This is a genomic window from Solwaraspora sp. WMMD937 (genome assembly GCF_029581175.1).
GTDB lineage: Bacteria > Actinomycetota > Actinomycetes > Mycobacteriales > Micromonosporaceae > Micromonospora_E.
The window spans coordinates 652,255-678,426 of sequence record NZ_CP120738.1; the positions used below are offsets into that span (position 1 = coordinate 652,255).

Sequence of the window (26,172 nt, forward strand, 5' to 3'; positions counted from 1 at the left end):
CTGCCGGCAAGATCTGACCCCGTCGAGTTGCACCGCGCGAGCCGTACACCTCGCGGTGTCGGATGGCCTGCACCGCCGCGTCGCGGTCGGCGTACCGACGGACGGTGAACTCGTGCGGCCGAACCCGTTCAGCGCCGCGACCGTTGCGCAACTGCCAGGTCAGGCCAACCACCCGGATAGTCGGACAGCCGAGACTTACGCCAATGTCAGTTACCGGGCGGCCAGGGTCGGGCCGAACAGTTGACCGGGCCCCTTGCCCGCCAGGCACCGGTACTGGTGGTCACCGGCGGCGAGCTCCGCCGGTTCCGGAAGCAGCACCGCGTACTGCCAGTCGTTGGCGTCCATCCGCAGGGTGAACAGCCGGAAGCTCTCCGCCCCGCAGGCCTCGACGACAGCCGGGTCGGACCGGATCGCGGCATGGTCGGCGGCTCGCAACCGGGTCGGCAGCTCACCGACCGCGAACGTCTCCCAGGTGTGCCGGCCCGTGCAGGCGGTCGCGGTCAGGGTACGCGGAGAGTTCGACACCCGGCCGTTGAAGCATTCGATATCGTCCGGACAGCGCAGCTCCGGTCGCAGCGTCAGGTGGCAGTTCGGCAGCGCCGCGCCCGCCGGACCACCGCCGGTGGGGTCGCTGACAGGGCTCTCACTGGCCACCGCACCGGTCGTCCGCTGGTCGGCTCCGGTGATCGGGGGAAACGTGGTGGGACCGGAGCCCTTGGCCACGATCCAGGTGCCCAGGCTGGTCATCGCGAGCAGCACCAGCAGGCCGAGCCCGCCGGCAAGGGTCCGCAGCCAGGAACGGACCGCGTTGTCAGGCGAGGTGCCCGGCCGGCCGGCCGACGGGCCGGCAGCCGGCGGCGGCGGGCCGGACGGATTGGCAGCCGGCGGCGACGGGCCGGGCGGATTGGCAGCCGATGGCGACGGGCCGGGTCGTTGCCCGGGCACCTGCCCCGGCTCCGGCGGGGGCGGCACCGGGACGCTCCAGGACGCGTTGCGCTCCGGCCGGGACGGCACCGGGGTCGTCGGGTCGGCCCAGCTACTCGACCCGGCCGGTGGCCCGCCGGAGACCGGGGCGATCGAGAACGGCGGCCGGTGCGGGGCGGCCGGGCTCCAGTGCTGACCGAGCGGCACCGCCGCCAGCATGTCCCGCAGCACGACCGCCGGAGGTCGGGCGGCGGGATCGTTCGCCATCCCCTGGCGTAGTACGTCGACGAGCGCCGGGTTGACCCCGGGCAGGTCCGGCAGCGGCCGGTCGAACATCTCCAGGAGAGCCACCAGGCTCGGGTTGCGCTCGTCGTCCCAGCGTGGCGGCTTGCCGCGCATGATGGCGTACAGGGTGGCGCAGAGCGCGTAGACGTCGGCGGCGGCCGACGGCGGACGGTGCTGGAACGACTCGGGTGGCGCGTACGCCGGGGTCAGCACCTCCAGGGTGACCGAGGCGTCGCGGTGCTCGACCAGCACGGCCAGGCCGAAGTCGGCCAGGGCCGGCTCGTTGAACCGGGAGTAGAGGATGTTGGCCGGTTTGACGTCGCGGTGCAGGACGCCGAGATGGTGGGCGTCGGCGAGCGCGTCCGCGATCTTGACCCCGACGTCACGGGCCTCGAAGGCGTCCAGCGGGGAGGTGCGCATCCGGTCGGCGTACGAGCCGTCGCACATCTCCATGATCAGGTACGGGTGGAGATCCCCGGTGACGCCGACGTCGAAGAGGTCCACCACATGCGGATGGGACGACATCCGCCCGGCGGCACGCGCCTCCCGCATGAACCGGCGCTGGTCCCGCTCGTTGTCCAGAGCCCGGTTCTCCACCTTGACGGCGACCTCCCGGCCGACCGACTCCTGGACCGCACGGTAGACGGTGGCGTAGCCGCCTCTGGCAAAGACCGACAAATCTGACAGTCCAGGCACTGTGGGGAACGGCAGCGCGCTCGGCAGTCTGTCGTTCACACGGTAAACGGTACCCAAGACCCCGGACAGCCGGGGCGACCCCGGGCCCCCGGGTCAGCTGTCGCCAGCCGACCGGCCGGTGCCGGGCGACGGTACGCCGACCCGGCGGCGACGTTCGGTCAGCAACGCCACCCCGGTCACCACCGCGCCCAGCCCTTCCCAGGCCGCCACTCCGACGAACCGCACCGGAGCCACCTCGGCGACTACGACCACGGTGAAGACCACCGTGGTGACCAGCCGGAAGATCACCGAGAACAGAAAGAACGGTCGCCAGTCGGTGACCGACGCCAACAGGTAGTAGACGCCCATGTTGAACGAGGCCATCGACGACGCCGCCATGAACGTACGGGTGTAGTCGCCGGCCGCCCGCTCCCCGGTGGGCAGCGTGTCGAAGCCGAGCAGTACGAGCAGGACATCGGGCTGAGCCAGGCCGACCGCGCCCAGCAGCAGGGCCATCGCCCCGAACACGGCGACAGTCCATCCGGATACCGAACGGGGCAGCTTCATCGGGTTCCTCCGGCCACAGTGCGCCCAGGATGGAGCACAGTGGGAGTCAGGCTAGCGAGCGCGCCGCCCGGCCGGCATCCCCGGGTCCGCCATGATCCACCCCACCGACCAGGCCACTGTCATCCACAGCAGACCTGACCGCGTCAGCGGCGGCCCGCTCGCTGACCTGCTCGGTGCCGTACGCGAGACTGACCGCCCGGTCAGCCGCCTGCCGTGCCGCGACCTGCTCGCCGTTGGCGGCGAGCGCGGAGGCCAACACACCGAACCCGACGACCTGACTGCGGACGTCCTCCGCCGGCGAGTCCAACGCCCGCCGGGCCCAGTGCAGCGCCGGCTCCGGCTGCCCGTCGGCGAGCAGCGCCGCCGCGTACCGGGCCAACGTCTGACGCCGGGAGAACAACACCGCCGGGCTGTCCATCGCGGTCGCGACCGGTGCCAGCAGCCCGACCGCGGTCGGCGGGTCACCCGCTGCCAGCCGCGCCGAGGCGAGCAGCACCCGTGGCGCCACCTGGACGGCGGCCAACGGGTTGTGTGGTTCGACCGACGTCAGCACCGACTGCGCCAACCGCTCGGCACCGGCCACGTCACCGCATTCCAGGGCGACGAAGCCGCGCAGCGTCCCGGCCATCCCGATCAGCAACGGGTGATCGATCCGCTCGCCCTGGGCGAGCGCGTCGGAGAGCAGATCGGCGGCGTGTTCCCACTGGCCGAGCCCGCGCGCCACCACCCCCCGCGCCAGCAACGCGAAGCCCCGACCCCAGTCGTCCGCCGCGCTGTCGAAATCCCGGTACGCGCGCCGCGCCGACTGGTCCGCCTCGGCCAACTCACCCAACTCGGCCGCGGCGAACGCCTCGACCGCCCGGAGCGTGCCGACCGCCCACGCCTCCCCCACCCGCTCGCCGAACGGCAGGAACACCCGGGCCAACCGGCGGGCGTCGGCCAACCGGCCGGAGAGCAGCCGGGCGAACGCGGTGGTGCCCCGCAGCCAGGCCCGCCCCACCGGGTCGTCCAGCTCGACGAACAGCCGCGCCGCCCGGTTCAGCACCGCGTCGGCGCCGGCGAAGTCGCCGCGCATCGTGGTCACCCATGCCAGGCTCTGCAACGACCAGGCCTGCCCACGCCGGTCGCCAGCTGCCAGGTTCACCTGGTACGCCGCAGCGAATCGGCTGCTCGCCCGGCTGAGCCGACCGGCCAGGAAGTCGGCCATCCCGAGTCGGCGCATCGCCTCCGCCCGCTCGGCGGGCAGCCCGACCTCGGTGGCCACCTGCAACGCCTCACGCCACACCGCCACCGCCCGGGCGGCGTCGCCCACCGCCCGGTGGGCCCGACCGGACACCAGCAGGGCACCGGCCCGGGCGGCGGCGTCCTCACCGGCGTTGGCGAGCACCTTCTCGGCGGTGGCCAGCGCCTCGGCCGGCCGCCCGGTCTGCAGCAGCGCGCGGGCGTAGACCAGCCGGTCGGCCTTCGGCACCGCGTCCCCGCCGAGCGCGGACGCCCGCTCGGCGTACTCCACGGCCAGCTCCGGTTCACCGACCGCGATCGACCGGCGGGCCGCCCGACCGAGCGCCGCGACCCCCAGCAACCCGACGGCGCGGGCCGCCGAGTCCGGGCGCAGCCCGACCGCCTCGGCCAGGCCGACGGCCCGTTCGACGTGATCGGCGACGAACACGTCCCGCAGCGCCGGGCTCATCCCGCCCGGCCCACCGCTCGCCGGGCCGGTGCCGACCGCCGCCGGCGCGTCGGCCCCGGCTGCCCACCGGGCCAGACACGCGTGCCGTTCCGCCAGGTCGGCCTTGCCGATCCCGGCATAGGCGGCCTCCCGCATCAGCGGGGTCGGGAAGGCGAAACCGACCCGGGTGCGGTGCAGCATGCGGCGCTGGAGCAACTCCTCGACGGCCCGGTCGAGCTCGACCGCCACCACCGCCGCCGGCCGGCCGTCCCGCCGGTCCCGCAACGACTCCAAGGTGCCGTCCGGCACCACGTCGCCGACCACCGCGGCGTCACGCAGCACCGACCGGGCGTCGGCCGGCAACGCGTCGATCCGGGCGGCCAGCACCGCGGCCAGGTCCCGGGAGAGCAGCCGGCTGCTCAGCGACCCGGGTGCCAGCCGCCAGTCCGCGCTGTCGCCGCCGGCGGCGTCGGCGTCGGCCGACGGACCGGTCCGGGTCAGCGCGCCCCGCTCGATCAGCAGGGTGACCAGCTCGGCCAGGTAGAACGGGTTGCCCTGGGCGGTGGCCAGTAGCCGGTCCACGTCGGGTTGCGGCAGCCGCCCACCGCCGAGGTACGAGGTGAGCAGCCGGGCCGCGTCGGCCCCGCGCAGTGGCGGCAACGGGTGCACCTCGGCGTCGGCCACCCCGGTCAGCACCCCGGCGGTACGCACCAGCTCGGGTCGGCCGAGCAGCAGCACCAGTACCGGACCGGTGAGCCGGGACAGCGTCTCGCCGAGCACCTCGACGGTGTCCGGCAGGGCGTCGTGCAGGTCGTCGACCACGATCAGCAGCGGCGCCTCCCGGGCCAGGGCGCTGAGCAGGTCGGCCACCGCGCTCGGGATCGCCTCCGCGTCGAGCACCGGAGCGTCCGTGGTCAGGTCGGCCGGGCCCGACGACGGGTGCGCGGCGGCCGGTGGATCCGCGTACCCGAGCAGGGTCAGCAGCAGGTCGACGGAGAGCGGCGGCGGCTCCGGACTGACCCGGGCCAGCCGTTGTCCGAGGCGGCGCAGCCGCTCCTCGACGACCGGTCGGGTGACCGCGGTGGAGCTGTCCCGGGGCAGCCCGGCCGCGATCCGCACCAGGTCGGCCAGCGGGGCCAGCCGACGCCGCTCGCCGAAGGCGGCACAGCGTACCGAGAGCACCCGTGCGCCGGTCGGCGCGGCGTAGCGCCCGGTGCCGACGTCGTAGCCGGCGGCGTACCGCTCGACCTCGACGGCGAACCGGGACTTGCCGATGCCGGCCTCCGCGGTGAGCACCAGCACCCGAGGGTCGCCGTGGTCGATCACCTCGGTGAGCCGGCCGGCCAGCCGGCCGATCTCGGCCTCCCGCCCGACGAACGGGGCCTGGTCGCCGATGCCCGACCGGGTGCCCGGCGCGTCGTGCAGACCGAGCAGCTCGTACGCCTCGACCGGGGCTCGTTTGCCCTTCAGCCGCAGCGGGCGCAGCTCCCGCCAGGCGGCGACGTGCCGGGTGCCGGTGACGGTGCCGGCGCCGGCGTACACCGCGCCGACCGCCGCCGCGTCGGCGAGCCGCGCGGCGGTGTTGACCGTGTCGCCGATCACCGTGTACTCGATGGCCGCCTGAATGCCGGCGACCACGTCACCGGTGTTCAGGCCGACCCGCAGGCCGAGCGGGGCGCCGCCGCCCCGCTCGTCGTCGAGCACCCGGCGCACCGCCCGCTGCATGCTCAGCGCGGCCCGTACCGCGCGCTCGGCGTCGTCCTCGTGGGCGACCGGGGCGCCGAAGACCGCCATGATCCCGTCACCGGTCAGCTTGTCGACGTGCCCGCCGAAGGTCTTGACCGCCCCGGCCAGGGCGGCGAGCACCCGGTCGGTGACGGCACCGACCCGTTCCGGGTCGAGATCCTCCGACCAGGAGGTGAAGTCGGACAGATCGCCGAAAAGCACGGTGACCACCCGGCGTTCGGCGGCCGGCAGGAAGGCGGCCGCCGGCAGCGCGCCGCCGCAGTTGTGGCAGAACCGCGCGCCGGGTACCGCGACGGTTCCGCACACCGGGCAGGTCACTGCCGGTCCAACCCGGTCCGCCCCGGTGTCGATTCCCGGTCACCTGCCGCGCTGTCGGTCGGCCCGCGCAGGTAGGCGAGCTGCGCCCGGACCGACCACTCGGCGGCCGGCCACAGCGCCCGGTCGACGGTGGCGTACACCTCGGCGACGACGGCCGCCGGTTCGGTCACGCCCCGGGCCACCACCTGGCGGACCTGGTCCAGCCGGGCCTGCCGGTGAGCCAGGTAGAACCGGGCGGCGGCGGCGCAGTCGGTCAGCGCCGGGCCGTGCCCCGGCAGCGCCGTGACCTGGTCGTACGCCGTAAGTCGCCGCAGGCTGGCCAGGTAGTCGCCGAGGTCGCCGTCGGGCCAGGCGACCACGGTGGTGCCCCGGCCGAGGATGGTGTCACCGGTCAGCACGACCTGCCGCCCGTCCGGCCCGGCGACCAGGAAGCAGGCCGAGTCGGCGGTGTGGCCGGGGGTGGCCAGCACGGTGACGGTCAGCCCGGCCGCTTCCAGCACGGCCCCGTCGCCGAGCCGGTCCGGCTCCTGCACCTGGTGGTCGACGGTCAGGCCCCGGACCGGGGCCTGGAACCGCTCGGCGGCTGCCGGCACCGCCTCGACGTGGTCCGGGTGCCCGTGGGTCACCAGGATCATCGAGTACGGGCCGTGCGCCGCCAGCCGGTCGAGGTGGCCGGCGTCGGCCGGACCCGGGTCGACGAGGACGCCGTACCGCTCGCCCGGCCGACGCAGCACCCAGGTGTTGGTGCCGTCCAGCGTCATCGGCCCGGGGTTGGGTGCCCGCACCAGGGTCACCCAGCCCGGCAGGTCGCTGGCCAGGGCCGCGGCGGGGGTGGTGACGTGCGCGGTCATGGCTGCGATGGTACGGCCGCGCGGTGACTTCGCCGAGACTTCCTCAGCCCGCTCGGGTGCCGGCCCGGCGCCCGGCCGGCACGGACCGGTCAGGAGACCTCGACGACGACCTCCACCTCGACCGGCGCGCCGAGCGGAAGCTCGGCCACCCCGACGGCGCTGCGGGCGTGCCGGCCGGCGTCGCCGAAGACCTCGCCGAACAGCTCGGATGCACCGTTGATCACGGCGGGCTGGCCGGTGAACCCGGCCGCCGAGGCGACAAACCCGGTGACCTTGACGATCCGGGTCACGGCGTCGAGACCGACCAGGGCGTCGATCGCGGCGAGCGCGTTCAGCGCACACCGACCGGCAAGTTCCCTGCCCTGTTCGGGGGTCACCTCGGCACCGACCTTGCCGACGGCGAGCAGCGCTCCGTCGGCCATCGGCAGTTGGCCGGAGACATAGACGTGCTCACCGGAGCGGACCGCCGGAACGTAGGCGGCCACCGGCGGGACGACGGTCGGCAGGCTCAGCCCCAGTTCGGTGAGGCGGGCGTGCGGGCCGACGGTCACGACTTCGGCCGCTTCAGGTACGCCACCAGTTGGTCCGGGTTGGGACCGGGGATCACGGTGACCAGTTCCCAGCCGTCCTCACCCCAGTTGTCGAGGATCTGCTTGGTGGCATGCACCAGCAGTGGCACGGTGACGTACTCCCACTTCTGCATCTCGTTACGGCTCCTAGCTCTGATTCGCCAACCGCCACAGCCTACGGCCAACGGCCGGGACGGTGATCCGGGTGCGTCGGCCAGATACCCTGACCGTCTGGTGGCGGCTACCGTCCGCCGACGACGAGACCTGAACCTGGGGATGAGGATGACGCAACCGCCCAGTGGCGAGGCACAGCCACCGGACGCACAGCCACCGGCGCCGGACGCACAGCCGACCGAGGCGCAGCCGACAGGGCCTGGGCAGTCGGCAGGGCCGGGACAGTCGATCCCGCCGCCGCCCTGGCAGCGTCCCACCGCACCGCCGTTCGCTCCGCCGCCGGACCGGTCGCCGTACGCCCCGCCGCCGGCCGGCGCACCGTTCGCGGCGGCACCGGGTGGTCCGCCGTTCCCGCCGGCTCCGGGTCAGGCCGCACCGCCGCCCGGGCAGCCTGTACCACCGCCGCCCGGCCAGCCGGTGTCACCGGGACAGCCGTTACCCCCCGGCCAGCCCGTACCGCCGACTCCCGGCGCACCGGCCGCAGCTGCCGCCGGCCGCCGACGTGGTCTGCTGATCACCTCGGTGGTGCTCGGTGTGGTGCTGCTGCTCTGCGGTGGCGGCGGCATCGCGGCGTTCCTGGTGATCAACAACCTGGAGACGGGTAGCGGCGCGGCCGAACCGGTCGCCGCCGTGGACGAGTTCCTTCAGGCGGTGTACACCGACCGGAACGTCACGGCCGCAGCCGACCTGGTCTGCCGGGAGGCCCGGGACGAGTCCGCGCTGATCGAGAAGGTGGAGGAGATCGAGGGCTACTCGTCGACGTACCGCAACCCTCAGTTCGAGTGGAACGTGCCGACCGTCGATGAGCAGGACGAAGATCGGGCAGTCGTCTCGGTCACCGTGCGCATGGTCACCGAGGACGAGCGCAGCGCGGAGCAGGACCTCAGCTTTGTGGTGGTGCAGAAGTCCGGCTGGTTCGTCTGCGACGTCAACTGAGCCTCGCCGCGCACTAGTCTGGTTGGACGTGGGGGTCACCGAGCAGTCACCTGTCGCCGCCGTACCCGGCTGGCCGTCCCGGTTGCACGTGGTGACCGGCAAGGGCGGGACCGGCAAGACCAGTGTCGCCGCCGCGTTGGCGCTCGCCCTGGCCGGCGCGGGCAAGCGCACCCTGCTCGCCGAGGTGGAGGGCCGCCAGGGCATCGCACAGCTGTTCGACATCGGGCCGCTGCCGTACCAGGAGCGCCGGATCACCGCCTCGGCCGCCGGAGGCGAGGTCCGCGCCCTGGCGGTGGATCCGGAGGAGGCGTTGCTGGAGTACCTCGACATGTTCTACAAGCTGGGCGCGGCCGGGCGGGCGCTGCGGCGCCTGGGCGCCATCGACTTCGCCACCACCATCGCTCCCGGGCTGCGCGACGTCCTGCTCACCGGCAAGGTGAAGGAGGCCACCACCAGGATGGTGGACCGGCGGCGGGTCTACGACGCGGTGGTGCTCGACGCACCGCCCACTGGGCGGATCGGCCGGTTCCTGAACGTGACCGCCGAGGCTGCCCGGCTGGCAAAGGTCGGCCCGATCAAGACGCAGAGCGAGGGCGTCGCGGTACTGCTGCGCTCGCCGATCACCGCGGTGCACGTGGTGACCCTGTTGGAGGAGATGCCGGTGCAGGAGACCCTCGACGCGGTCGCCGACCTGACCGCGCTGGGCATCCCGGTGGGCAACGTGATCGTCAACTCGGCCCGGCCGCCGTTGCTCGCCGACGGGCCGGTCGGCCAGACGCAGCTGCGGCGCGGGCTGGCCGCAGCCGGGCTGCCGACCGACCGGGAGACGGTGACCGGCCTGCGGGCCGAGGCACAGGAGCACCTCACCCGGCGCGCGCTGGAGGACTCGCTGCTGACCGACCTGGTCGAGTTGGGCCGGCCGATCGTCCGGCTGCCGCTGCTGCCGGACGGGGTCACCCGCGAGGGCCTGGACAGGCTGGCCGCAGCGTTGCTGACCGGCACCGGGCCAGCTGCTGGAAGCGACCTCACAGCGACTTGATCGGCGAATCCTGGGCCGACCCCGATACGCTCGACAGGTGCCTCCTGATCACGCAGCGCCACCGCTGGACGTCGACCGGATCCTGGCCGATCCGGGCGTGCGGATCGTGGTCTGCTGCGGTGCCGGTGGGGTGGGCAAGACGACGACCGCGGCGGCGCTGGCGCTGCGCGCCGCCGAGCGGCACGGCCGGCGCACCGTGGTGCTCACCATCGACCCGGCCCGCCGGCTGGCGCAGTCACTGGGCCTGACCGAGCTGGACAACACTCCCCGGCAGGTCAAGGGCATCGAGATGGAGGCCAGCGGCGGCGAGTTGCACGCCATGATGCTGGACATGAAGCGCACCTTCGACGAGGTGGTGCTCGCGCACACCGACACCGACAAGGCCGCCGAGATCTTCGCGAACCCCTTCTACCAGGCCATGAGCTCGACCTTCGCCGGTACGCAGGAGTACATGGCGATGGAGAAGCTGGGCCAGCTGCACGCCGGTGGCGAGTGGGATCTGATCGTGGTCGACACGCCGCCGTCGCGGTCCGCGCTGGATTTCCTGGACGCACCGGCCCGGTTGGCGCGCTTTCTGGACGGCCGGATGCTCCGACTGCTGCTGGCACCGGCCCGGGCCGGCGGTCGAAGTATGTTCAGCCTGGTGACCGCGTCGTTCGGGGTGTTCTCCCGGGCGGTGCAGAAGATCCTCGGCGCCCAGTTGCTCAGTGACCTGTCCGGTTTCGTGGCGGCGCTGGACTCGATGTTCGGCGGTTTCCGGCAGCGGGCCGAGCAGACGTACCGGGTCCTGCAGGCCGACGAGACGGCGTTCCTGCTGGTCGCGGCGCCGGAGCCGGATGCGGTACGGGAGGCGGCGTACTTCGCCGGTCGGCTCGGCGCGGAGCGGATGCCGCTGGCCGGGCTGGTGCTCAACCGGGTGCACGAGCCGGCCGTACCCGGGTTGTCCGCCGAGCGGAGCCTGTCCGCCGCGCAGGAGCTGGACCGCGACGGCGGGCATCCGGCGACGGCCGAGGTGCTGCGGGTGCACGCCGCGGTGGCACAGCAGTCGGCGCGGGAGCGCCGGGTCGCGGCGATGTTCACTGACGCGTTCCCGCAGGTGCCGGTGGCGACCGTCCGCGCGCAGCCCGCCGACGTGCATGACATCGACGGGCTACGGACGATCGGCCACGCGGTCGCCGGCTGAGCCTGACCCGCACGGCTCCAACTGGTCCCGCACAGCTCCCCGGTTCAGCGGATCACTTGGTGGCGACGAGCACCTTTTCGCGGTCCCGCATGGCTGCTTCGAACATCTTGCGCCAGCTCGCCACCTGCGGGTGCCGGCGCAGCAGGGCCCGCCGTTCCCGCTCGGTCATGCCGCCCCAGACCCCGAATTCGATCCGGTTGTCGAGTGCGTCGGCCAGGCACTCGTACCGGACCGGGCAACCCCGGCAGATGCGCTTGGCCACGTTCTGCTCAGCGCCCTGCACGAACAACGCGTCCGGGTCTCCGCTCTGGCACGCCGCCAGGCTGGGCCAATCAGCGATCATGCCCATCGTTCCACGTCCCCCCTAGCAATTTCCGCTTGCAACCGGTGGAGTCAGTCGGCAAGCCGGGCGGCTGACGCTGCTTTCCCCCGCAGCACGCCGCCGTGCGATCCTCGCCGGACCATCATGTTCTGTAGTTGGGTGATTACGCAACGTTATTGACGAAATCCGCTTATCCGGACACAACACCCTTCCCGGGCGCTCTGCCGAGCAGGGGTACCCGAGGCGGAAACGGGGAAACCCCGCCACCCACACCTTCCCGGGGGAAAGTAGGCGGCGGAGACCACAACCGCCGGACGGGTCTCTGCGTTTAGCACAACGAGGCCGGAGCCGGCAGGAAATGCACAGGTGCGCCACACGGCGACCTCCTCAGTCCCTCACGTACCCTGACTGGGTGACCTTGATGCGGAAGCGAGACCACAACCCACTGACCAACGCCGCATCGCTGCTGATCTGCGGGCTGCTGGCCGGCGTGGTGGTCGCCGCTGCCGCGTTCCCCGCAGTGGCGATGTCTGGCCTGGCAGCCAAGGCAGGCGCGGAGACCTTCGACAAGCTGCCCAGCGAGCTGACCGTCAAACGGGCGCCGCAGATCAGCTACCTGTACGCCGCCGACGGCAAGACCACGCTCGCCGCGATGTACGACGAGAACCGCCGCGACGTCCCGATCAAGGACGTCGCGCCGATCATGCGAGCGGCGATCATCGCGGCCGAGGACCACAACTTCTACGAGCACAACGGGGTCGACGTCAAGGGCGTCGCCCGGGCCTTCGTCGCCAACCAGGGCGCCGGCGAGACCACCCAGGGCGCCTCGACGCTGACCATGCAGTACGTCCGGCTGGCCATCGCCTACTCGGCGACCCACCCCGAAGACGTGATCGCCGCCACCGAGGACACCAACGCCCGGAAGCTGCGCGAGATGAAGTACGCGATGCAGCTCACCAAGGAGATGACCAAGGACGAGGTGCTGGAGCGCTACCTCAACATCGCCCCGTTCGGCAATGGCGCGTACGGCGTCTTCGCAGCCAGCCAGGTCTACTTCAGCAAGCAGCCGGCGGACCTCACCATCGACGAGGCCGCCATGCTCGCCGGCCTGGTCAAGGCCCCGACGGCGTTCGACCCGACCACGCCGGGCGGCTACCCACAGGCCGTCGACCGGCGCAACTACGTCATCGACAACATGGTGAAGACCGGGGCGATCACCCAGGAGGAAGCCGACGAGGCCAAAGCCGTCGAGCTGGTCGTCAACGGCAAGCGCGCGCCGAACGGCTGCGTCGCCGCCAACAAGAACCACTGGGGCTTCTTCTGCGACTTCTTCTACCGCTGGTGGATGGAGCAGGAGACGTTCGGCGCCACCAGCTACGACCGGGAGCGGCGACTCAAGAGCGGCGGCTACCACATCGTCACCAGCCTCGACCTGCAGACGCAGGACGCGGCGAAGAACGCCGTCGAGGACGCGTTGAAGACCGGCAGCAAGCACGCGCTGATGGTGGCGGCGGTCGAGCCGGGCACCGGGTACGTGCGCGGCATGGCGGTCAACCGCAACTACAAGCTCGACGACCCGGACAACCCGAAGAACAAGCTCTCCAGCGACCCGAAGAAGGCCGACAAGGGCATCCGGGGCACCTACCCGAACACCACGAACCCGCTGCTGACCGGTGGCGGTGACATCACCGGTTACCAGTTCGGCTCAACGTTCAAGATCTTCCCGCTGGTGGCGGCTCTGGAGAAGGGCTACCCACTGGAGTACACGATCAACGCGAAGAGCCCGTACGAGTCGAAGTACATCGTCGAACGGGGCAGCCCGGCCGCCTGCGCGGGCACCAACAAGTACTGCCCCAAGAACGCCAACTCCAGCATGAACGGCGTACACAACATGTGGAGCGCCTTCGGCGCCTCGGTCAACACGTACTTCGTGCCGCTGCAGGAGCGGGTCGGCGCGGCCTCCGCCGTCGATGTGGCGCAGCGCCTCGGCATCACCTTCCGGGCCTCCAACGACGCCCGGTTCGCCGCCGATCCGGAGGGTGCCAACCAGTGGGGCGCCTTCACCCTCGGCGTGTCCAGCACCACGCCGCTGGAGATGGCGAACGCGTACGCCACCCTCGCCGCCGACGGCAAGTACTGCAAGCCGATCCCGGTGAAGGAGATCCGCGACCAGGACGGCAACAGCCTGGACATCGCCCAGCCGCAGTGCAAGCAGGTGGTCTCCACCGAGGTGGCCCGCGCCGCGATCGACGCGGCGCGCTGCCCGGTCGGCGACAACTCGTCGACGTCGCGGTGCCGGGGCCGCACCGCCAACGGCGTGCGCAGCATCGTCGGGCACCCGGTGGCCGGCAAGACCGGCACCACCGACGCCGAGAAGACCGCCACCATGGTGGTGACCACCAAACAGCTCGCCGTCGCCGGGGTGCTGGCCGACCCGGACTGGGCCGACACCAACGCCACCATGTCGCACGACATCGTCAACCCGGCGGTCTACGAGACGCTGCGGGACGCGATGAAGGGCAAGGAGAAGCAGCAGTTCAAGGCACCGAGCGGCAAACTGGTCCGCGGCGAGCAGCGCTCCATCCCGGGCGTGCAGTGCCAGTCGATCGACAACGCGCGGTCCCGACTGTCCGGTGCCGGATTCGAGGTCGAGGTGGACCGTTCCGGTGCGGTCGACTCCACCTGCCCGGCCGGCACCGCCGCCGGCACCAGCCCGAGCGGCCGCACCATCAAGGGCGGCGTGGTGATCATCCGGGTCAGCAACGGCCAGGGTGCCCAGCCGAGCCCGGGCGACGGTGACGGTCCCGGTGGGCCGGGCAACGGGCCGGGACGTCCCGGTAACCCGGGAAACCCGGACGACTGACCAACGGTCACGACCGATAGGGGCGGGCACCGGTGATCGGTGCCCGCCCCTATCGTTACTTGATGATCAGATGCGTCCCATCGACGCGACACGCCGGGCGGGTATCAGATGAGGCGCATCGGATCATGCATGCGTACAGCGTCAGCCGACGCTCACAGTCCGAGCTGACGGCGTACCTCGGCTGCCACCCGGCCACCCTCGGCCTGGCCAGCCACCGCGGCCTGGGCCGCCTTCATCGCCGGGCCCATCTGCGCCTTGCCGGTGAAGCCGCCCTCGGTCAGCGCTCGGCCGACGATCTCGGCGAGTGCCGCGTCGTCCAGCTGACGCGGCAGGTAGCGGTCCAGCACCTCGCCCTCGGCCCGCTCCTTGGCTGCCTGGTCGACCCGGCCGGCATCGGCGAACGCCGCAGCCGCCTCCCGGCGCTTCTTCGCCTCCTTGGTCAGCACGGCCAACGCCTCCTCGTCGGAGAGCTCCCGCTTGGCCTTGCCGGCGACCTCGGCATTGCCGATCGCGGCCAGCGCCATCCGCAGGGTGGAGGTGGTCAGCTCGTCCCGGGCCTTCAACGCGGCCCGCATGTCAGCGGTCAGGCGGTCCTTCACGGTGCTCATGAGTGGCCAAACTACCCTGGTCGGCATGCGAAAGCGCACCGTATTCCGGCTCGCCGCCGGCACCGCAGCACTCGGCGCCGCCACCCTGGCGTACGCCTCGCTCATCGAGCGCAACATGTTCACCCTGCGCCGGTTCGACGTGCCGGTGCTCGCGCCGGACGCGGAACCGCTGCGCATCCTGCACCTGTCGGACATGCACATGATGCCCGACCAGCGACGCAAACAGGCCTGGGTGGCGGCGCTGGCCGGGCTGGACCCGGACCTGGTCGTGGTCACCGGCGACAACCTGGCCCACCCCGACGCAGTGCCGGGCGCGCTGCGGGCCCTGCAGCCGCTGCTGGACCTGCCCGGCGCGTTCGTCTTCGGGTCCAACGACTACACCGGCCCGGTATGGAAGAACCCGCTGGGCTACCTGCTCCCCGAGCGGGACTACCGACCCGGCCCGGACCTGCCGTTCGAGGAGCTGCGCGAGGTGCTGGTCGGCGCCGGCTGGCACGACCTGAACAACCGCCGGGCGTCGTTCAAGGCCGGCGGCCGGCTGATCGACGCGGCCGGCGTCGATGACCCGCACATCGAACGCGACGACTACGCCGCCGTCGCCGGCCGGCCGTCGCCGGAGGCCGACCTGAGTCTCGGCCTGACCCACTCCCCCGAGCCCCGGGTCCTGGACGAGATGGCCGCCGACGGGCTCGACCTGCTGCTCGCCGGGCACACCCACGGCGGGCAGGTCTGCATGCCGTTCGTCGGCGCCCTGGTCACCAACTGCGACCTGCCCCGGTCGATGGCCAAGGGCCTGCACCGGTGGCCGGGCACCGACTCGTGGCTGCACGTCTCGGCCGGGCTCGGCACCCACCCGACCGCACCGGTCCGGTTCGCCTGCCCACCGGAGGCCACCCTGCTGACCCTGATCGCTCGCTGATCGAACGCTGATCGAACGTCGACGCAGGTCAGCCTGCGTCAGCCGGCGGCCCAGTGACGCGCCGCCCGTGGGCCGGCGGCGGCGCACCGGGGATACCGGATTGGCCCTGCCGGGCCGGTGGGCTAGTATTGCCCAGCGGACCTCGGGGTGTGGCGCAGTTTGGTAGCGCGCTTCGTTCGGGACGAAGAGGTCGTCGGTTCAAATCCGGCCACCCCGACCAGGTCAAGGGCCATGTCGATCACATCGACATGGCCCTTCGCATGTCCAACTGCGTGTCTGAGCGCCCTGGCTGGTGTAGCCGAGTTCTCACCTGGCGGCGGTTCTCCGGGTGAGACGGTAGCGGGGCGGGGGTGGGTCCGGGCGGCTGCGGTGCTCACTCTGGTGTTCGCGTACCCGGTCGTCCCAGGCTGCTTGGTCGTGGTCCGGGTCGGGTGGGATCCAGCGGTGTGAGCCGCCGTCGTAGTGCATCGGTTCGTCGCCGGGGCGCAGAATCGACATCACAGCCAGCCGAGAAATCGCCAGTAGAGGTCGCAGCCGTGCCCGGCCGGCAGGTCGGTCATCGCCTCGACCATGTTGGTGGCGAGGTAGACCGACAGCGAGACGCGGGCGTCGGCGTACTCGATCGTGAGTTGTCGCCGGCTGTCGAGGCACGGCCAGGCGTGGCCGCAGCCGGCGCAGACCCAGCTGGGGCGCACGGGGACGTGCATGCTCATCCGGCGTTCTCCGGCTGGTCGACGGCGGCGACGTGCACACCGAGGTCGCGCAGCCGGGTGAGCGCGACGTCGGCCCGCCAGCAGCGGCCGGTGGCGGTGAGCGGGTCGCCGCAGGCGCAGTCGTCGGCGCGCGGTGGGTGCCGGTCGACCAGCGCGGTCAGGTGGTCGATCTCAACGTGGCGGGGGACGGGGTCAGTCATCGGCCGGCGCGGTGCGGTCGCTGACCGGGTGGCCGCCGGCCGGGTCGGGGTCGACGTCACCCCATACCCGGGTACGCAGCGACGGTCGGTCGGTGGCCGACAGTGTGGTGCCGGCGAAGTCGACGACGTCGAGGTGGGCCAGCGAGTCCCGCAGCGCGGCGGCGAACCGGGCGGCGGCTTCGATGCTGGTGAGCCGGGTCGGCAGGTGGATGGTCCAGCGCGGTTCGTCGCTCACCAGTGGCCTCCGTTGCCGCCGGTCTGGCGCTGGTGCTCCGACTGGTAGACGCCGGCGGACGGGTCGTTGAACCGGCAGCCGACGTGCCGTTGCCGCCACTGCCGCAGCCCTTCGCGTAGCCGGTCGGCCTCGGCCCGGTCGACGGCGGCCTGCCGAGTCAGCCGGTCCAGCTCGTCGGCGACGTCGCGCAGGTACGCGTACACCGCCGCCGGGTCCAGCCCACGCCACCGGGTGTCGAACTGCATCGCCCTGACCTGCCACGGCTCGACGAGTACGCCCTGCCGAGGCACCACCCGCCCCCGCCTGCTCCGCTGCTCCATGACTTCTCCTCGTGAACTCGACACCAAACGCTCAGCCAACAGCCAGGGGAGGCCACGCTGATCGACAACTCGCATCTATGGATGAGCCGATTAGTAGTTCGAATCGCGAAGCGCAATCGTTCGCCATCCAATGATCATCGCCGCGCTCTACTCCGGTGCGGCAGGACCTGTTTGTAGTAAACGGATTGTCGGCGGCCTCCGGTAGTCTGTGAGGACACTGGACGCGTTGAACGCGTTGAACGCCGGTCCGACCAGGGAGGCTGCGGATGACACGGCAGCAGAGGAAACGCAACGAGCAACTGCGGGAAATGATCAAGGCGTGCCGGTGGTCATACGATGCCTGTGCCGCAGCAGTTCGAGTCATCGCCTGCGAGCACAACGACGACCTGCGATCCTGCGATCGGTCACACGTCGGCCACTGGGTCGCAGGGGTACGGCCAAGTGGTCGAACCCCTCGCTACCTCGCCGAAGCGGTCAGCCGTCGACTCGGTCATCTCGTCTCACCGACCGACCTTGGCTTCGACGTGGACGGTAGCCTGGAAGCCGACCTAGGCGGACTCGACTGGTGGGTGGACGACTGCGCCACCAACCTCGTGACGATCGGGAGGGCCGACTTGGAGCGACGAGCTTTCGCGCTCAAAGCCTTGTACTCGCTGGCTGCGCTCGCGGTTCCTTTCGAGTCCTGGCAGGATGTCGCAGACCGAGGGCGACGCGCACAAGGCGGTGGGGTCGCGGTAGGCCGCAGCGAGATTGACGCCGTGCGAGACATGCTGGCGGTGTTCAGCCGAGCTGACGAGCGGTTCGGCGGCGGCCACGCCCGTCTTGCGGTCATTCAATACCTTTCGTCAGATGTCGCTGACTATCTGCGCGGCAGGTTCTCATCCGGCTCGGCACGCAGGGCAATGTTCAGCCTGGCTGCGGAGATGACCTACCTTGCCGGATGGAAAGCATTTGATTCGTCCCTGCACGGCCTAGCTCAGCGGTACTACGTCCAATCACTGCGGCTCGCGAATGAAGCCGACGACCGCGCACTTGCAGCGTTCACTCTGCGTGCGATGGCTCATCAGGCTGTTGATCTCGGTCACGGGCAACAGGCGCTCAACCTCGCGGAATCCGCTCTCGGCTGGTCGAAGGGAAGCTCCACCCCGGCCGCCACTGCTCTGTTCGCAATCCCCGTGGCGCGAGGTCACGCGGCAACAGGTGACCGTACACGCACCTCCACGGCGATCTCTGCTGCCGAGAAGCGCCTTGCGGAATCTGCACCGGACGAGGAGCCGCCGTGGATTCGGACCAGCGGTTTCACGGAAACCTCGCTTGCTAGTCAAGCTGGACAGGCCCTGCGGGACCTGGGAGATATGTCGGGCGCCGAGACGCAGCTCCGCCGGTCGATTGCGACTCGAAACTCAGATGTCTACCGCCGTATTCACACGCTGACGTTAGCCAACCTAGGCGACGTGCAGTGCGCGCAGGGCCGTCTCGGCGAGGCAGCCGCGAACTGGAACATGGCCATGGACGCGATGACTGGCGTCAAGTCGGGCCGGGCGCGTGCCGCCGTAAAGAACATGCGAGCGCGTCTGGGTGGCGTTGGCCAGCGCCTACCCTCATTCGCTAAACAACTTGATCAGCGCGGTGTCGCTCTTCTTCGTGATGGGAGTATCCCTTCGGGAACCTGACCAAATGCACGATCTTCTGAATCAAGCAGCACCGCCCGACCCGCCACCGTCAGAATGCACCGTCAAGGTGTGGCGGACAGAGCCGCAGCCTGCTCCGCTGCTCCACGACTTCGGCACGTCAGGAACCGCTTAGGTAAAGAGTCTGCACGCTTAGGGGTCATATGGAGAGTACATCTACGCAGAGAACATGTGTTCAGTTCGCATGCTCCTACCGTGGCTGCATGGGAGAGCTTCGGCTGGTGGCGAGCCAGGAGGTACAGGAGATGCTCAGCGTCTCGCGTACCCGCGCTTACCAGGTCACCAACTCGAAGTCGTTCCCTGACCCGGTGGCGGTGTTGTCCGTCGGCCGGATCTGGCGTACCGATGACGTCGAACAATGGATCAAGCAGCACCGACCGGACCTCCACGACACCGAAGAGTGATCGCAGGCGGCTCCGAGCATCGGCGTGTAGCCCCATGCCATACTTCAGACAGACCGCCCGGCCCCTTCGTGGGCCGGGTTACTCTTTCGATTGCCTCAGTGGCCGGCCCAATGCGTCAGCGCTGCTTGGTGAGGTCCCGGGCGATCAGTTCGGCGATCTGGATGGTGTTCAGCGCCGAACCCTTGCGCAGGTTGTCGCCGGTGACGAAGAAGTCGATGGCCCGGGGGTCGTCCATCGACCGACGGATCCGGCCGACCCAGGAGGGTTCGGTGCCGACCGCGTCGATCGGCATCGGGAACTCGGCGTTCGCCGGGTCGTCGACCACGATCACCCCGGGCGCGTTGCGCAGCACCTCGCGGGCACCGTCCGCGGTCACCTCACTGCCGAAGACCGCGTGTACGGCGACCGAATGTCCGGTCACCACCGGCACCCGCACACAGGTGGACGAGACCTTCAGATCCGGCAGGCCGAGGATCTTGCGGGACTCGTCGCGGAGTTTCAGCTCCTCGGTGGACCAGCCGGCGTCGGCCAGCTCGCCGGTGAACGGCACCACGTTGAGCGCCAGCGGCGCCGGGAACGGGCCGAGGTCGTCGCCCACCGCCTGGCGTACGTCGCCGGGCCGGGAGCCGAGCGTACGGTCGCTGGCCGCCCTGGTCAGTTGGCTGTGCAGCAGGTCCACGCCGAACCGCCCGGCGCCGGAGACCGACTGGTAGCTGGCCAGCACCAGCTCGCGCAGGCCGTACTCGCGGTGCAGCGGGGCGATCGCGACGATCATGGCCAGGACGGTGCAGTTGGCGTTGGAGACGATCCGGCGCGGCCGGCGACGTACCTGCTCGGCGTTGATCTCCGGCACGACCAGCGGTACGCCGGGGTCCATCCGGAACGCACCCGAGTTGTCCACCACGGTCGCGCCGCGCCCGGTGGCGACCGGTGTCCACTGCCGGGACACGTCGTCCGGCACGTCCACCATGACGACATCGACCTCGTCGAAGGCTTCCGGGCTGACCTGGTGCACCGGCAGCTCCTCGCCCCGGCAGCGCACCAGCCGTCCTGCGGAGCGGGGTGAGGCCAGCAACCGGATCTCGCCCCAGACGTTGGCCCGTGAGGTGAGCAGTTCGCACATGACGGCACCGACGGCTCCGGTCGCACCGAGCACCGCGAGGGTGGGCAGCGGGCGTGCCCTGGCGTCAGGCACCGGGGCTCACCGGCCGGTGCCTGCGTAGACCACCGCCTCCTCCGTACCGCCGAGGTCGAAGGCGGCGTGCACCGCGCGTACCGCCGCGTCCAGGTCGGTGTCCCGGCAGACGACCGAGACCCGGATCTCCGAGGTGGAGATCATCTCGATGTTGACGCCGGCGTCGGCGAGGGCGGCGAAGAAGTTGGCGGCCACGCCCGGGTGGGAACGCATCCCGGCACCGATCAGTGACACCTTGCCGACGTGGTCGTCGTAGAGCAGGCCCTTGAAGGCGATCCGCTCCTGCTCCTTGCCCAGCGCCGCCATCGCGGTCGGGCCGTCCGCCTTCGGCAGGGTGAAGGAGACGTCGGTGCGGCCGGTGCCCTCGGTCGACACGTTCTGCACGATCATGTCGATGTTGGTCTCCGCGTTGGCCACCGTCTCGAAGATGCGGGCGGCGGCGCCCGGCTCGTCGGGAACGCCGACGATGGTGATCTTCGCCTCGCTCCGGTCGTGGGCGACTCCGGTGATGAGTGCTTGCTCCACGGAAAGATCCTCCATCGATCCGGTCACCATGGTGCCGGTGTTGGTCGAGTACGACGAGCGGACGTGGATTGGCAGGCCGGCCCGGCGGGCGTACTCGACGCTGCGCAGGTGCAGCACCTTCGCCCCGCAGGCGGCCAGCTCCAGCATCTCCTCGTAGGTGATCTGTTTGATGTGCCGGGCGTTCGGCACGATCCGGGGGTCGGCGGTGAAGACTCCGTCGACGTCGGTGTAGATCTCGCAGACGTCGGCCTGCAGCGCGGCGGCGAGCGCCACCGCCGTGGTGTCCGAACCACCGCGGCCCAGCGTGGTGATGTCCTTGGTGTCCTGGGACACGCCCTGGAAACCGGCCACGATCGCCACCGAGCCCTCGTCCAGGGCGCCCTGCAACCGGCCCGGGGTGACGTCGATGATCCGGGCCCGGCCGTGCACCGAGGTGGTCAGCACACCGGCCTGCGAGCCGGTGTAGGACCGGGCCTCGTAGCCCAGGTTGTGGATGGCCATGGCGAGCAGTGCCATCGAGATCCGCTCGCCGGAGGTGAGCAGCATGTCCAGCTCCCGGCCGGGCGGCAGCGGACTGATCTGCCCGGCGAGGTCGAGCAGCTCGTCGGTGGTGTCGCCCATCGCGGAGACGACCACCACGACGTCGTCGCCGGACTTGCGGGCCGCGACGATCCGCTCGGCGACCCGCTTGATGCGTTCGGCGTCGGCGACCGAGGACCCGCCGTACTTCTGCACCACCAGTGCCACGGCGGTCCACTCCCCTCCAGCTGCTGCCAACCTGCCGGCATCAGGGTACCGGCGTCCGGAGCCCGCGCAGACAGCCGTTCCCACGATCCGGCCGGGTGCGGTCACCGCCCGTGTCCGTCGGGGGCGGCCGGTCGTTCGGCCCGGCCCGGTTCGCGACACGCCGACGGCCCGCCGTCGGACCGTAAGGCCCCAGGTCGTCAGCGGGCCGGCGACGGAAATCAGCGTGTCCGTGGGCCGCCCGGCCGCAAAACCCGACCGGGTACGCAGAATGGGCGGATGCGTTCCCGGGGTGCCGTAGCGTCGCGAAAGTCGCCTGCCGCGCTGGCTTGCGTGGCGTTCGTCACGTTGTCCCTGCTGGGCTGCGATTCGACCGATCCGGTGACATCGCCGCGGGGCACACCGAGCGGCGAGCACTCGCCGTCGGCGCCGGGTAGCGCCCCGCCGGCCGAGCCGCGGGCGCAGTTGGCGGCGGCGGCCGCCGCCGCCAGCGACCTGCGGATGACGGCGTTCTACACGTTGCAGACACCGGGTCGGCCGGACCGGACGGTGGCGGTGACCCTGGCCGAGGACGGCGGGTGGCGGGTGGACATTCCGGGCGGTGCCCCAGGTAGCGCGAGCGGTACGGGCGATGTCGCGATGGCGCAGAACGCCGAGGGCCTGTTCCGGTGTGCGCTGCCGTCGGCCGCCAACCCGGTGACGCCGTACTGTGCCCGGTTGGGCGACCCGGACGCAGCGGTCGAGCCGGCGCTCGACCCTCGACTGCACCACCTGTTCGCCGACTGGCGGGCGGTGCTGGCCGACCGGCGTGCCCCGCTGGCGGTGTCGGTGACCGAGCCGCTCGACGGCGTCGATGGCACCTGCTTCTCCGTGGAGTCGACCACCACCTCGTTGCAGCCTCCGCTGGATGTGGGCATCTACTGCTACCGCCCGGACGGCACCCTCACCGGCGCACGGGTGGAGCTCGGGACGCTGCTGCTTGCGGGCCAGCCGGGCGCGGCCCCGCCGTCGATCACGCTGCCGGGCCCGGTGACCGCCGGGGTGCCGCCGGGCTCGGCCGGAACCCCGGCGACGAGCAGCGGATCCACGACCGGCACCGGCTGAGATTTCCGGCCGGGCTTTGCCAACCCGCGATCACCACGTAGGGTGAGAGCCGTCATGTGGCAGGCGCTCCTCCTTCGCTGCCGCGACGAGGCCCCCGAGGCCGGCACCTCGTCGCGGAGTTGACCCGCGCCGCCTTGACCCCATCCGCGCCCACGCTGTCCAGCCGCTCCGGCACCGTTCGCCGCACCTGTGCGAGCGCGCCGCCCAGCTGACCGAACCGGGCCGCGCCTACGCCGTACCGACCCGGCCTACCGCGACCGACGCAGCCACCGTCACCGGCTCGCCGCCGGGACCTGCCGGCCGCCCCGGGCCGAGGTGCCGGCGCCGGCCGACGGACGCGACAGCGCGGGACCTTCCCAGACCAGGAGATCGCACCATGGCACAGCCAACCGCCGGCCCAGCACGGCAGTCCGCCGACGTCCAGCCCGCCACCGATCCGGTCGCCACCGACCAGCCCGCCACCGATCCGATCGCCCGGCAGCAGCCGAGCCGGATGGCGTACCAGCGTTATCTGCCCTACCACCAGCAGTTCGCCGTCGACGTACCCGACCGGCAGTGGCCGACCCGCCGCATCGAGCAGCCGCCCCGGTGGTGTGCCGTCGACCTGCGTGACGGCAACCAGGCGCTGATCGACCCGATGTCGCCGGACCGCAAACGCCGGATGTTCCAGCTGCTGGTGCAGATGGGCTACAAGGAGATCGAGGTCGGCTTCCCGGCGGCCAGCCAGACCGATTTCGAGTTCGTCCGGCAGCTGATCGAGCAGGACCTGATCCCCGACGACGTCACGATCCAGGTGCTGACCCAGTGCCGGGAGCATCTGATCGACCGGACCTTCGAGTCGCTGCGCGGCGCGAAGCGGGCCATCGTGCACTTCTACAACTCGACGTCGGTGCTGCAGCGCCGGGTGGTCTTCGGCCTGGACAAGGCCGGGATCACCGACATCGCCACCACCGGGGCGCGGCTGTGCCAGAAGTACGCCGAGATCCACACCCCGGACACCGACATCTTCTACGAGTACTCCCCCGAGTCGTACACCGGCACCGAGCTGGACTACGCGCTGGAGGTGTGCAGCGCGGTCATCGACGTGATCGCGCCGACCCCGGACCGGCCGCTGATCATCAACCTGCCGGCGACTGTCGAGATGGCCACCCCCAACGTGTACGCCGACTCGATCGAGTGGATGCACCGGCGGTTGCCGCAGCGGGAGAGCGTCGTGCTGTCGCTGCATCCGCACAACGACCGGGGCACCGCGGTGGCCGCCGCCGAGCTGGGTCTGCTGGCCGGCGCGGACCGGATCGAGGGCTGCCTGTTCGGCAACGGTGAACGCACCGGCAACGTCGACCTGGTGACTCTGGGGCTGAACCTGTTCAGCCAGGGTGTCGACCCGCAGATCGACTTCAGCCAGATCGACGAGATCAAGCGGGCCGTCGAGTACTGCAACCAGCTTCCGGTGCACGAGCGGCATCCGTACGCCGGGGACCTGGTCTACACCGCGTTCTCCGGCTCCCACCAGGATGCCATCAAGAAGGGTTTCGACGCGCTGGCGGTCGACGCCGACGCGGCCGGTGTCCAGGTCGACGACCACTCGTGGGGGGTGCCGTACCTGCCGATCGACCCGCGTGACGTGGGGCGCACCTACGAGGCGGTGATCCGGGTCAACTCGCAGTCCGGCAAGGGCGGGGTGGCGTACGTGATGCGCCAGGAACACAACCTGGACCTGCCCCGGCGGCTGCAGATCGAGTTCTCCGGCGTGGTGCAGGCGGTCACCGACGACTCCGGCGGCGAGATCGAGCCGCAGCGGATGTGGGAGATCTTCGCCGACGAGTACCTCGGAGGTCAGCGGACCGAACCGGCGGTGACCCTGGAGTCGTACGCGACGAGCACCGTCGACGGCAAGGTGGAGGCGACCTCGGTGGTCGTGGTCGACGGCGTCCGACGCACCCTGGAATCGGCGGGCAACGGCCCGATCGACGCGTACGTCAACGCGCTGCAGGCGGTGAACGTCGGCGTGCGGGTGCTGGACTACCACGAGCACGCGCTCTCCGCCGGTGGCGACGCGCAGGCGGCGGCGTACGTGGAGTGCGAGGTCGGCGACCGTACGGTCTGGGGCGTCGGACTGGACTCGAACATCGTGATCGCCTCGGTGCGGGCGGTGACCAGTGCGGTGAACCGCAGCCGGCGCGCCGGCTGAGCCGGCGGCACCGAGCCAAGATCCACTATGGTTCCGGCGAAACGCCGGGACGGCGGGTGCCTGGCGCTGACCGCCGGGCACCCGCAAGCTAAGCAGGTGCGAACCCCTTTTCGACAGCGTCCCTGGACCATCCGATTCGACCCGCGCCGGGCGGCGGTCGCGGTAGCCGCCGCCCTGGCGCTCGTCGCGACCGCCGGCTGCGAGTCCGTCGACATCACCCTCGGCTCCCCCACCGCCGCGCCGCCCGACGGGTCGGCGGACGGCTCCGGCGACGGCTCCGCTGATCAGGCGTCCGCGTTGCTCGACCAGCTGACCGTGGCGTCCGCCGGCTCGATGCGGGGCTACAGCCGGGACCACTTTCCGCACTGGAGCTCCGCCGGCAGCAACTGCGACGTCCGGGACACCGTGCTGGAACGCGACGGCACGGCGATTGAACTGGACGGCTGCAACGTGGTCGGCGGGCAGTGGCTCAGCGCGTTCGACGGCGAGTCCTTCACCGACCCCGGCGACCTCGACATCGACCACATCGTCCCGCTGGCCAACGCCTGGCGCTCCGGTGCCGACGAGTGGGACGACGACCAGCGCCGCGAGTTCGCCAACGACCTGGACCGTCCGCAGCTGATCGCGGTTTCCGCGTCGACCAACCGGGCAAAGGGTGACCAGGACCCGTCGCAGTGGAAGCCGCCGAACCGGGACTACTGGTGCCAGTACGCCCAGGACTGGATCACGGTCAAGCACTACTGGGAGCTGTCGGTCACCGAGCCGGAGAAAGCGGCGCTGGCCGACATGCTGACCACCTGTCCGTGACCGCGACCGGTCGGTGACACCGACCGGTCGGTGACACCTGGCCGGTCGGTGACGGTGGTACGGGTGGCCGACGAGAGGACAGGAGCTGACCATGGGCGAGCCGGTGGAGTCGAGCCGCACCCGGGACATCGTCGCCGGGCCGGGCGGGGTGATGACCGACGAGGTCGGTGTGATCACCGGCGAGTTGACGCTGCGCACCGAGTTCGCCGCCGGCCAGGTCACCCTCCGCGTGCAGTACAAGGAGGCCGCGGAGTGGTACGTGGTGACCGGCGGCCGGGCCGACCTGGCCGACCCGGCCGGCCTGGACGCCGTACACGCCATCGCGGTCGGCCTGCTGCACCGCCCGGACGGCTGAAACGGCGGACAACCCGTACCGCAGCGGCTCGCGGGGGCGC

23 protein-coding genes, 1 tRNA gene and 2 pseudogenes are annotated in these 26,172 nt (G+C 71.3%); 12 read left to right on the plus strand and 14 right to left on the minus strand.

Going from position 1 to position 26,172, the window contains the following annotated elements:
- Positions 1 to 210 precede the first annotated feature (210 nt).
- From O7621_RS02950 to O7621_RS02975, 6 genes and pseudogenes are all read right to left on the minus strand, one after another.
- The gene (locus tag O7621_RS02950) at positions 211 to 1,944 is read right to left on the minus strand and encodes a serine/threonine protein kinase (protein ID WP_282232617.1); all 1,734 of its coding nucleotides are present in this window, start codon (positions 1,942 to 1,944) and stop codon (positions 211 to 213) included.
- A 54-nt stretch (positions 1,945 to 1,998) separates the two neighbouring features.
- Positions 1,999 to 2,451 (minus strand): hypothetical protein, encoded by a 453-nt coding sequence (locus O7621_RS02955; protein ID WP_282232618.1) that lies wholly within the window; start codon positions 2,449 to 2,451, stop codon positions 1,999 to 2,001.
- A 142-nt stretch (positions 2,452 to 2,593) separates the two neighbouring features.
- A pseudogene (locus O7621_RS02960) lies at positions 2,594 to 6,184 on the minus strand (adenylate/guanylate cyclase domain-containing protein); the annotation flags it as partial.
- Positions 6,181 to 7,035 (minus strand): MBL fold metallo-hydrolase, encoded by an 855-nt coding sequence (locus tag O7621_RS02965; RefSeq protein ID WP_282232619.1) that lies wholly within the window; start codon positions 7,033 to 7,035, stop codon positions 6,181 to 6,183. The gene O7621_RS02965 and the pseudogene O7621_RS02960, both read right to left, overlap by 4 nt.
- A gap of 89 nt (positions 7,036 to 7,124) precedes the next feature.
- Positions 7,125 to 7,586, minus strand: coding sequence for a RidA family protein (locus O7621_RS02970; protein ID WP_282232620.1), 462 nt, complete (start codon positions 7,584 to 7,586; stop codon positions 7,125 to 7,127).
- Positions 7,583 to 7,738: a DUF4177 domain-containing protein gene (locus O7621_RS02975; RefSeq protein ID WP_123603862.1), complete on the minus strand. Its 156-nt coding sequence runs from the start codon at positions 7,736 to 7,738 to the stop codon at positions 7,583 to 7,585. The genes O7621_RS02970 and O7621_RS02975 overlap by 4 nt, the downstream gene beginning before the upstream one ends.
- Positions 7,739 to 7,886: 148 nt before the next feature.
- Between O7621_RS02975 and O7621_RS02980 the strand changes: the two genes are divergently transcribed.
- From O7621_RS02980 to O7621_RS02990, 3 genes are read left to right on the plus strand one after another with little or no spacing between them, the layout of a single operon-like run.
- Positions 7,887 to 8,714 (plus strand): hypothetical protein, encoded by an 828-nt coding sequence (locus tag O7621_RS02980; RefSeq protein ID WP_282232621.1) that lies wholly within the window; start codon positions 7,887 to 7,889, stop codon positions 8,712 to 8,714.
- Between the two features lie 28 nt (positions 8,715 to 8,742).
- Positions 8,743 to 9,753 carry an ArsA-related P-loop ATPase gene (locus O7621_RS02985; protein ID WP_282232622.1) on the plus strand — a complete coding sequence of 337 codons (1,011 nt, stop codon included), beginning with the start codon at positions 8,743 to 8,745 and terminating at the stop codon, positions 9,751 to 9,753.
- Between the two features lie 37 nt (positions 9,754 to 9,790).
- Positions 9,791 to 10,936: an ArsA-related P-loop ATPase gene (locus tag O7621_RS02990; RefSeq protein WP_282232623.1), complete on the plus strand. Its 1,146-nt coding sequence runs from the start codon at positions 9,791 to 9,793 to the stop codon at positions 10,934 to 10,936.
- Positions 10,937 to 10,988: 52 nt separating this feature from the next.
- Here the strand turns inward: O7621_RS02990 and O7621_RS02995 are convergent, their stop codons facing one another.
- On the minus strand, positions 10,989 to 11,285 hold the full coding sequence (locus tag O7621_RS02995) for a WhiB family transcriptional regulator (protein WP_123603865.1): 297 nt from the start codon (positions 11,283 to 11,285) through the stop codon (positions 10,989 to 10,991).
- Between the two features lie 394 nt (positions 11,286 to 11,679).
- Here O7621_RS02995 and O7621_RS03000 point away from each other — a divergent pair, with 394 nt between their 5' ends.
- Positions 11,680 to 14,121: a transglycosylase domain-containing protein gene (locus tag O7621_RS03000; RefSeq protein ID WP_282232624.1), complete on the plus strand. Its 2,442-nt coding sequence runs from the start codon at positions 11,680 to 11,682 to the stop codon at positions 14,119 to 14,121.
- A 152-nt stretch (positions 14,122 to 14,273) separates the two neighbouring features.
- On the opposite strand, the gene O7621_RS03005 is transcribed toward O7621_RS03000, so the two are convergent.
- Entirely contained in the window at positions 14,274 to 14,729 is a 456-nt protein-coding gene (locus O7621_RS03005) for a GatB/YqeY domain-containing protein (protein WP_282232625.1), read from the minus strand.
- A 25-nt stretch (positions 14,730 to 14,754) separates the two neighbouring features.
- Here O7621_RS03005 and O7621_RS03010 point away from each other — a divergent pair, with 25 nt between their 5' ends.
- Positions 14,755 to 15,648 carry a metallophosphoesterase gene (locus O7621_RS03010; RefSeq protein WP_282232626.1) on the plus strand — a complete coding sequence of 298 codons (894 nt, stop codon included), beginning with the start codon at positions 14,755 to 14,757 and terminating at the stop codon, positions 15,646 to 15,648.
- A 143-nt stretch (positions 15,649 to 15,791) separates the two neighbouring features.
- Positions 15,792 to 15,868 (plus strand) — tRNA-Pro (locus O7621_RS03015).
- Positions 15,869 to 16,145: 277 nt separating this feature from the next.
- On the opposite strand, the gene O7621_RS03020 is transcribed toward O7621_RS03015, so the two are convergent.
- Genes O7621_RS03020 through O7621_RS03035 form a run of 4 tightly spaced genes read right to left on the minus strand, consistent with a single transcriptional unit; the run spans position 16,146 to position 17,116 of the window.
- On the minus strand, positions 16,146 to 16,361 hold the full coding sequence (locus O7621_RS03020) for a flavin reductase (RefSeq protein WP_281552766.1): 216 nt from the start codon (positions 16,359 to 16,361) through the stop codon (positions 16,146 to 16,148).
- Positions 16,358 to 16,561: a hypothetical protein gene (locus O7621_RS03025; protein ID WP_282232627.1), complete on the minus strand. Its 204-nt coding sequence runs from the start codon at positions 16,559 to 16,561 to the stop codon at positions 16,358 to 16,360. Before O7621_RS03025 ends, O7621_RS03020 begins: the two co-directional genes overlap by 4 nt.
- Positions 16,554 to 16,796 (minus strand): hypothetical protein, encoded by a 243-nt coding sequence (locus tag O7621_RS03030; RefSeq protein WP_282232628.1) that lies wholly within the window; start codon positions 16,794 to 16,796, stop codon positions 16,554 to 16,556. The genes O7621_RS03025 and O7621_RS03030 overlap by 8 nt, the downstream gene beginning before the upstream one ends.
- Positions 16,793 to 17,116: a DivIVA domain-containing protein gene (locus O7621_RS03035; RefSeq protein WP_282232629.1), complete on the minus strand. Its 324-nt coding sequence runs from the start codon at positions 17,114 to 17,116 to the stop codon at positions 16,793 to 16,795. The genes O7621_RS03030 and O7621_RS03035 overlap by 4 nt, the downstream gene beginning before the upstream one ends.
- 266 nt (positions 17,117 to 17,382) lie before the next feature.
- On the opposite strand from O7621_RS03035, the gene O7621_RS03040 reads away from it, so the two are divergent.
- On the plus strand, positions 17,383 to 18,789 hold the full coding sequence (locus tag O7621_RS03040) for a Tat pathway signal protein (protein WP_282232630.1): 1,407 nt from the start codon (positions 17,383 to 17,385) through the stop codon (positions 18,787 to 18,789).
- 221 nt (positions 18,790 to 19,010) lie between these two features.
- Entirely contained in the window at positions 19,011 to 19,211 is a 201-nt protein-coding gene (locus O7621_RS03045) for an AlpA family phage regulatory protein (protein WP_282232631.1), read from the plus strand.
- A gap of 115 nt (positions 19,212 to 19,326) precedes the next feature.
- Here the strand turns inward: O7621_RS03045 and O7621_RS03050 are convergent, their stop codons facing one another.
- Positions 19,327 to 20,406: an aspartate-semialdehyde dehydrogenase gene (locus O7621_RS03050; protein WP_282232632.1), complete on the minus strand. Its 1,080-nt coding sequence runs from the start codon at positions 20,404 to 20,406 to the stop codon at positions 19,327 to 19,329.
- A 6-nt stretch (positions 20,407 to 20,412) separates the two neighbouring features.
- Positions 20,413 to 21,678, minus strand: coding sequence for an aspartate kinase (locus tag O7621_RS03055; protein ID WP_278172092.1), 1,266 nt, complete (start codon positions 21,676 to 21,678; stop codon positions 20,413 to 20,415).
- 330 nt (positions 21,679 to 22,008) lie between these two features.
- Here O7621_RS03055 and O7621_RS03060 point away from each other — a divergent pair, with 330 nt between their 5' ends.
- The 4 genes and pseudogenes from O7621_RS03060 to O7621_RS03075 form a co-directional block, all read left to right on the plus strand.
- A complete protein-coding gene (locus O7621_RS03060) occupies positions 22,009 to 22,779 on the plus strand; it encodes a hypothetical protein (protein ID WP_282232633.1) in 771 nt (256 codons plus the stop codon).
- Between the two features lie 493 nt (positions 22,780 to 23,272).
- Positions 23,273 to 24,970 (plus strand): 2-isopropylmalate synthase, encoded by a 1,698-nt coding sequence (gene leuA / locus O7621_RS03065; protein ID WP_282234435.1) that lies wholly within the window; start codon positions 23,273 to 23,275, stop codon positions 24,968 to 24,970.
- Between the two features lie 129 nt (positions 24,971 to 25,099).
- A complete protein-coding gene (locus O7621_RS03070; RefSeq protein WP_282234436.1) occupies positions 25,100 to 25,777 on the plus strand; it encodes an HNH endonuclease family protein in 678 nt (225 codons plus the stop codon).
- 112 nt (positions 25,778 to 25,889) lie between these two features.
- Positions 25,890 to 26,132, plus strand: a pseudogene (locus tag O7621_RS03075) (hypothetical protein); the annotation flags it as partial.
- Between the last annotated feature and the right edge of the window lie 40 nt (positions 26,133 to 26,172).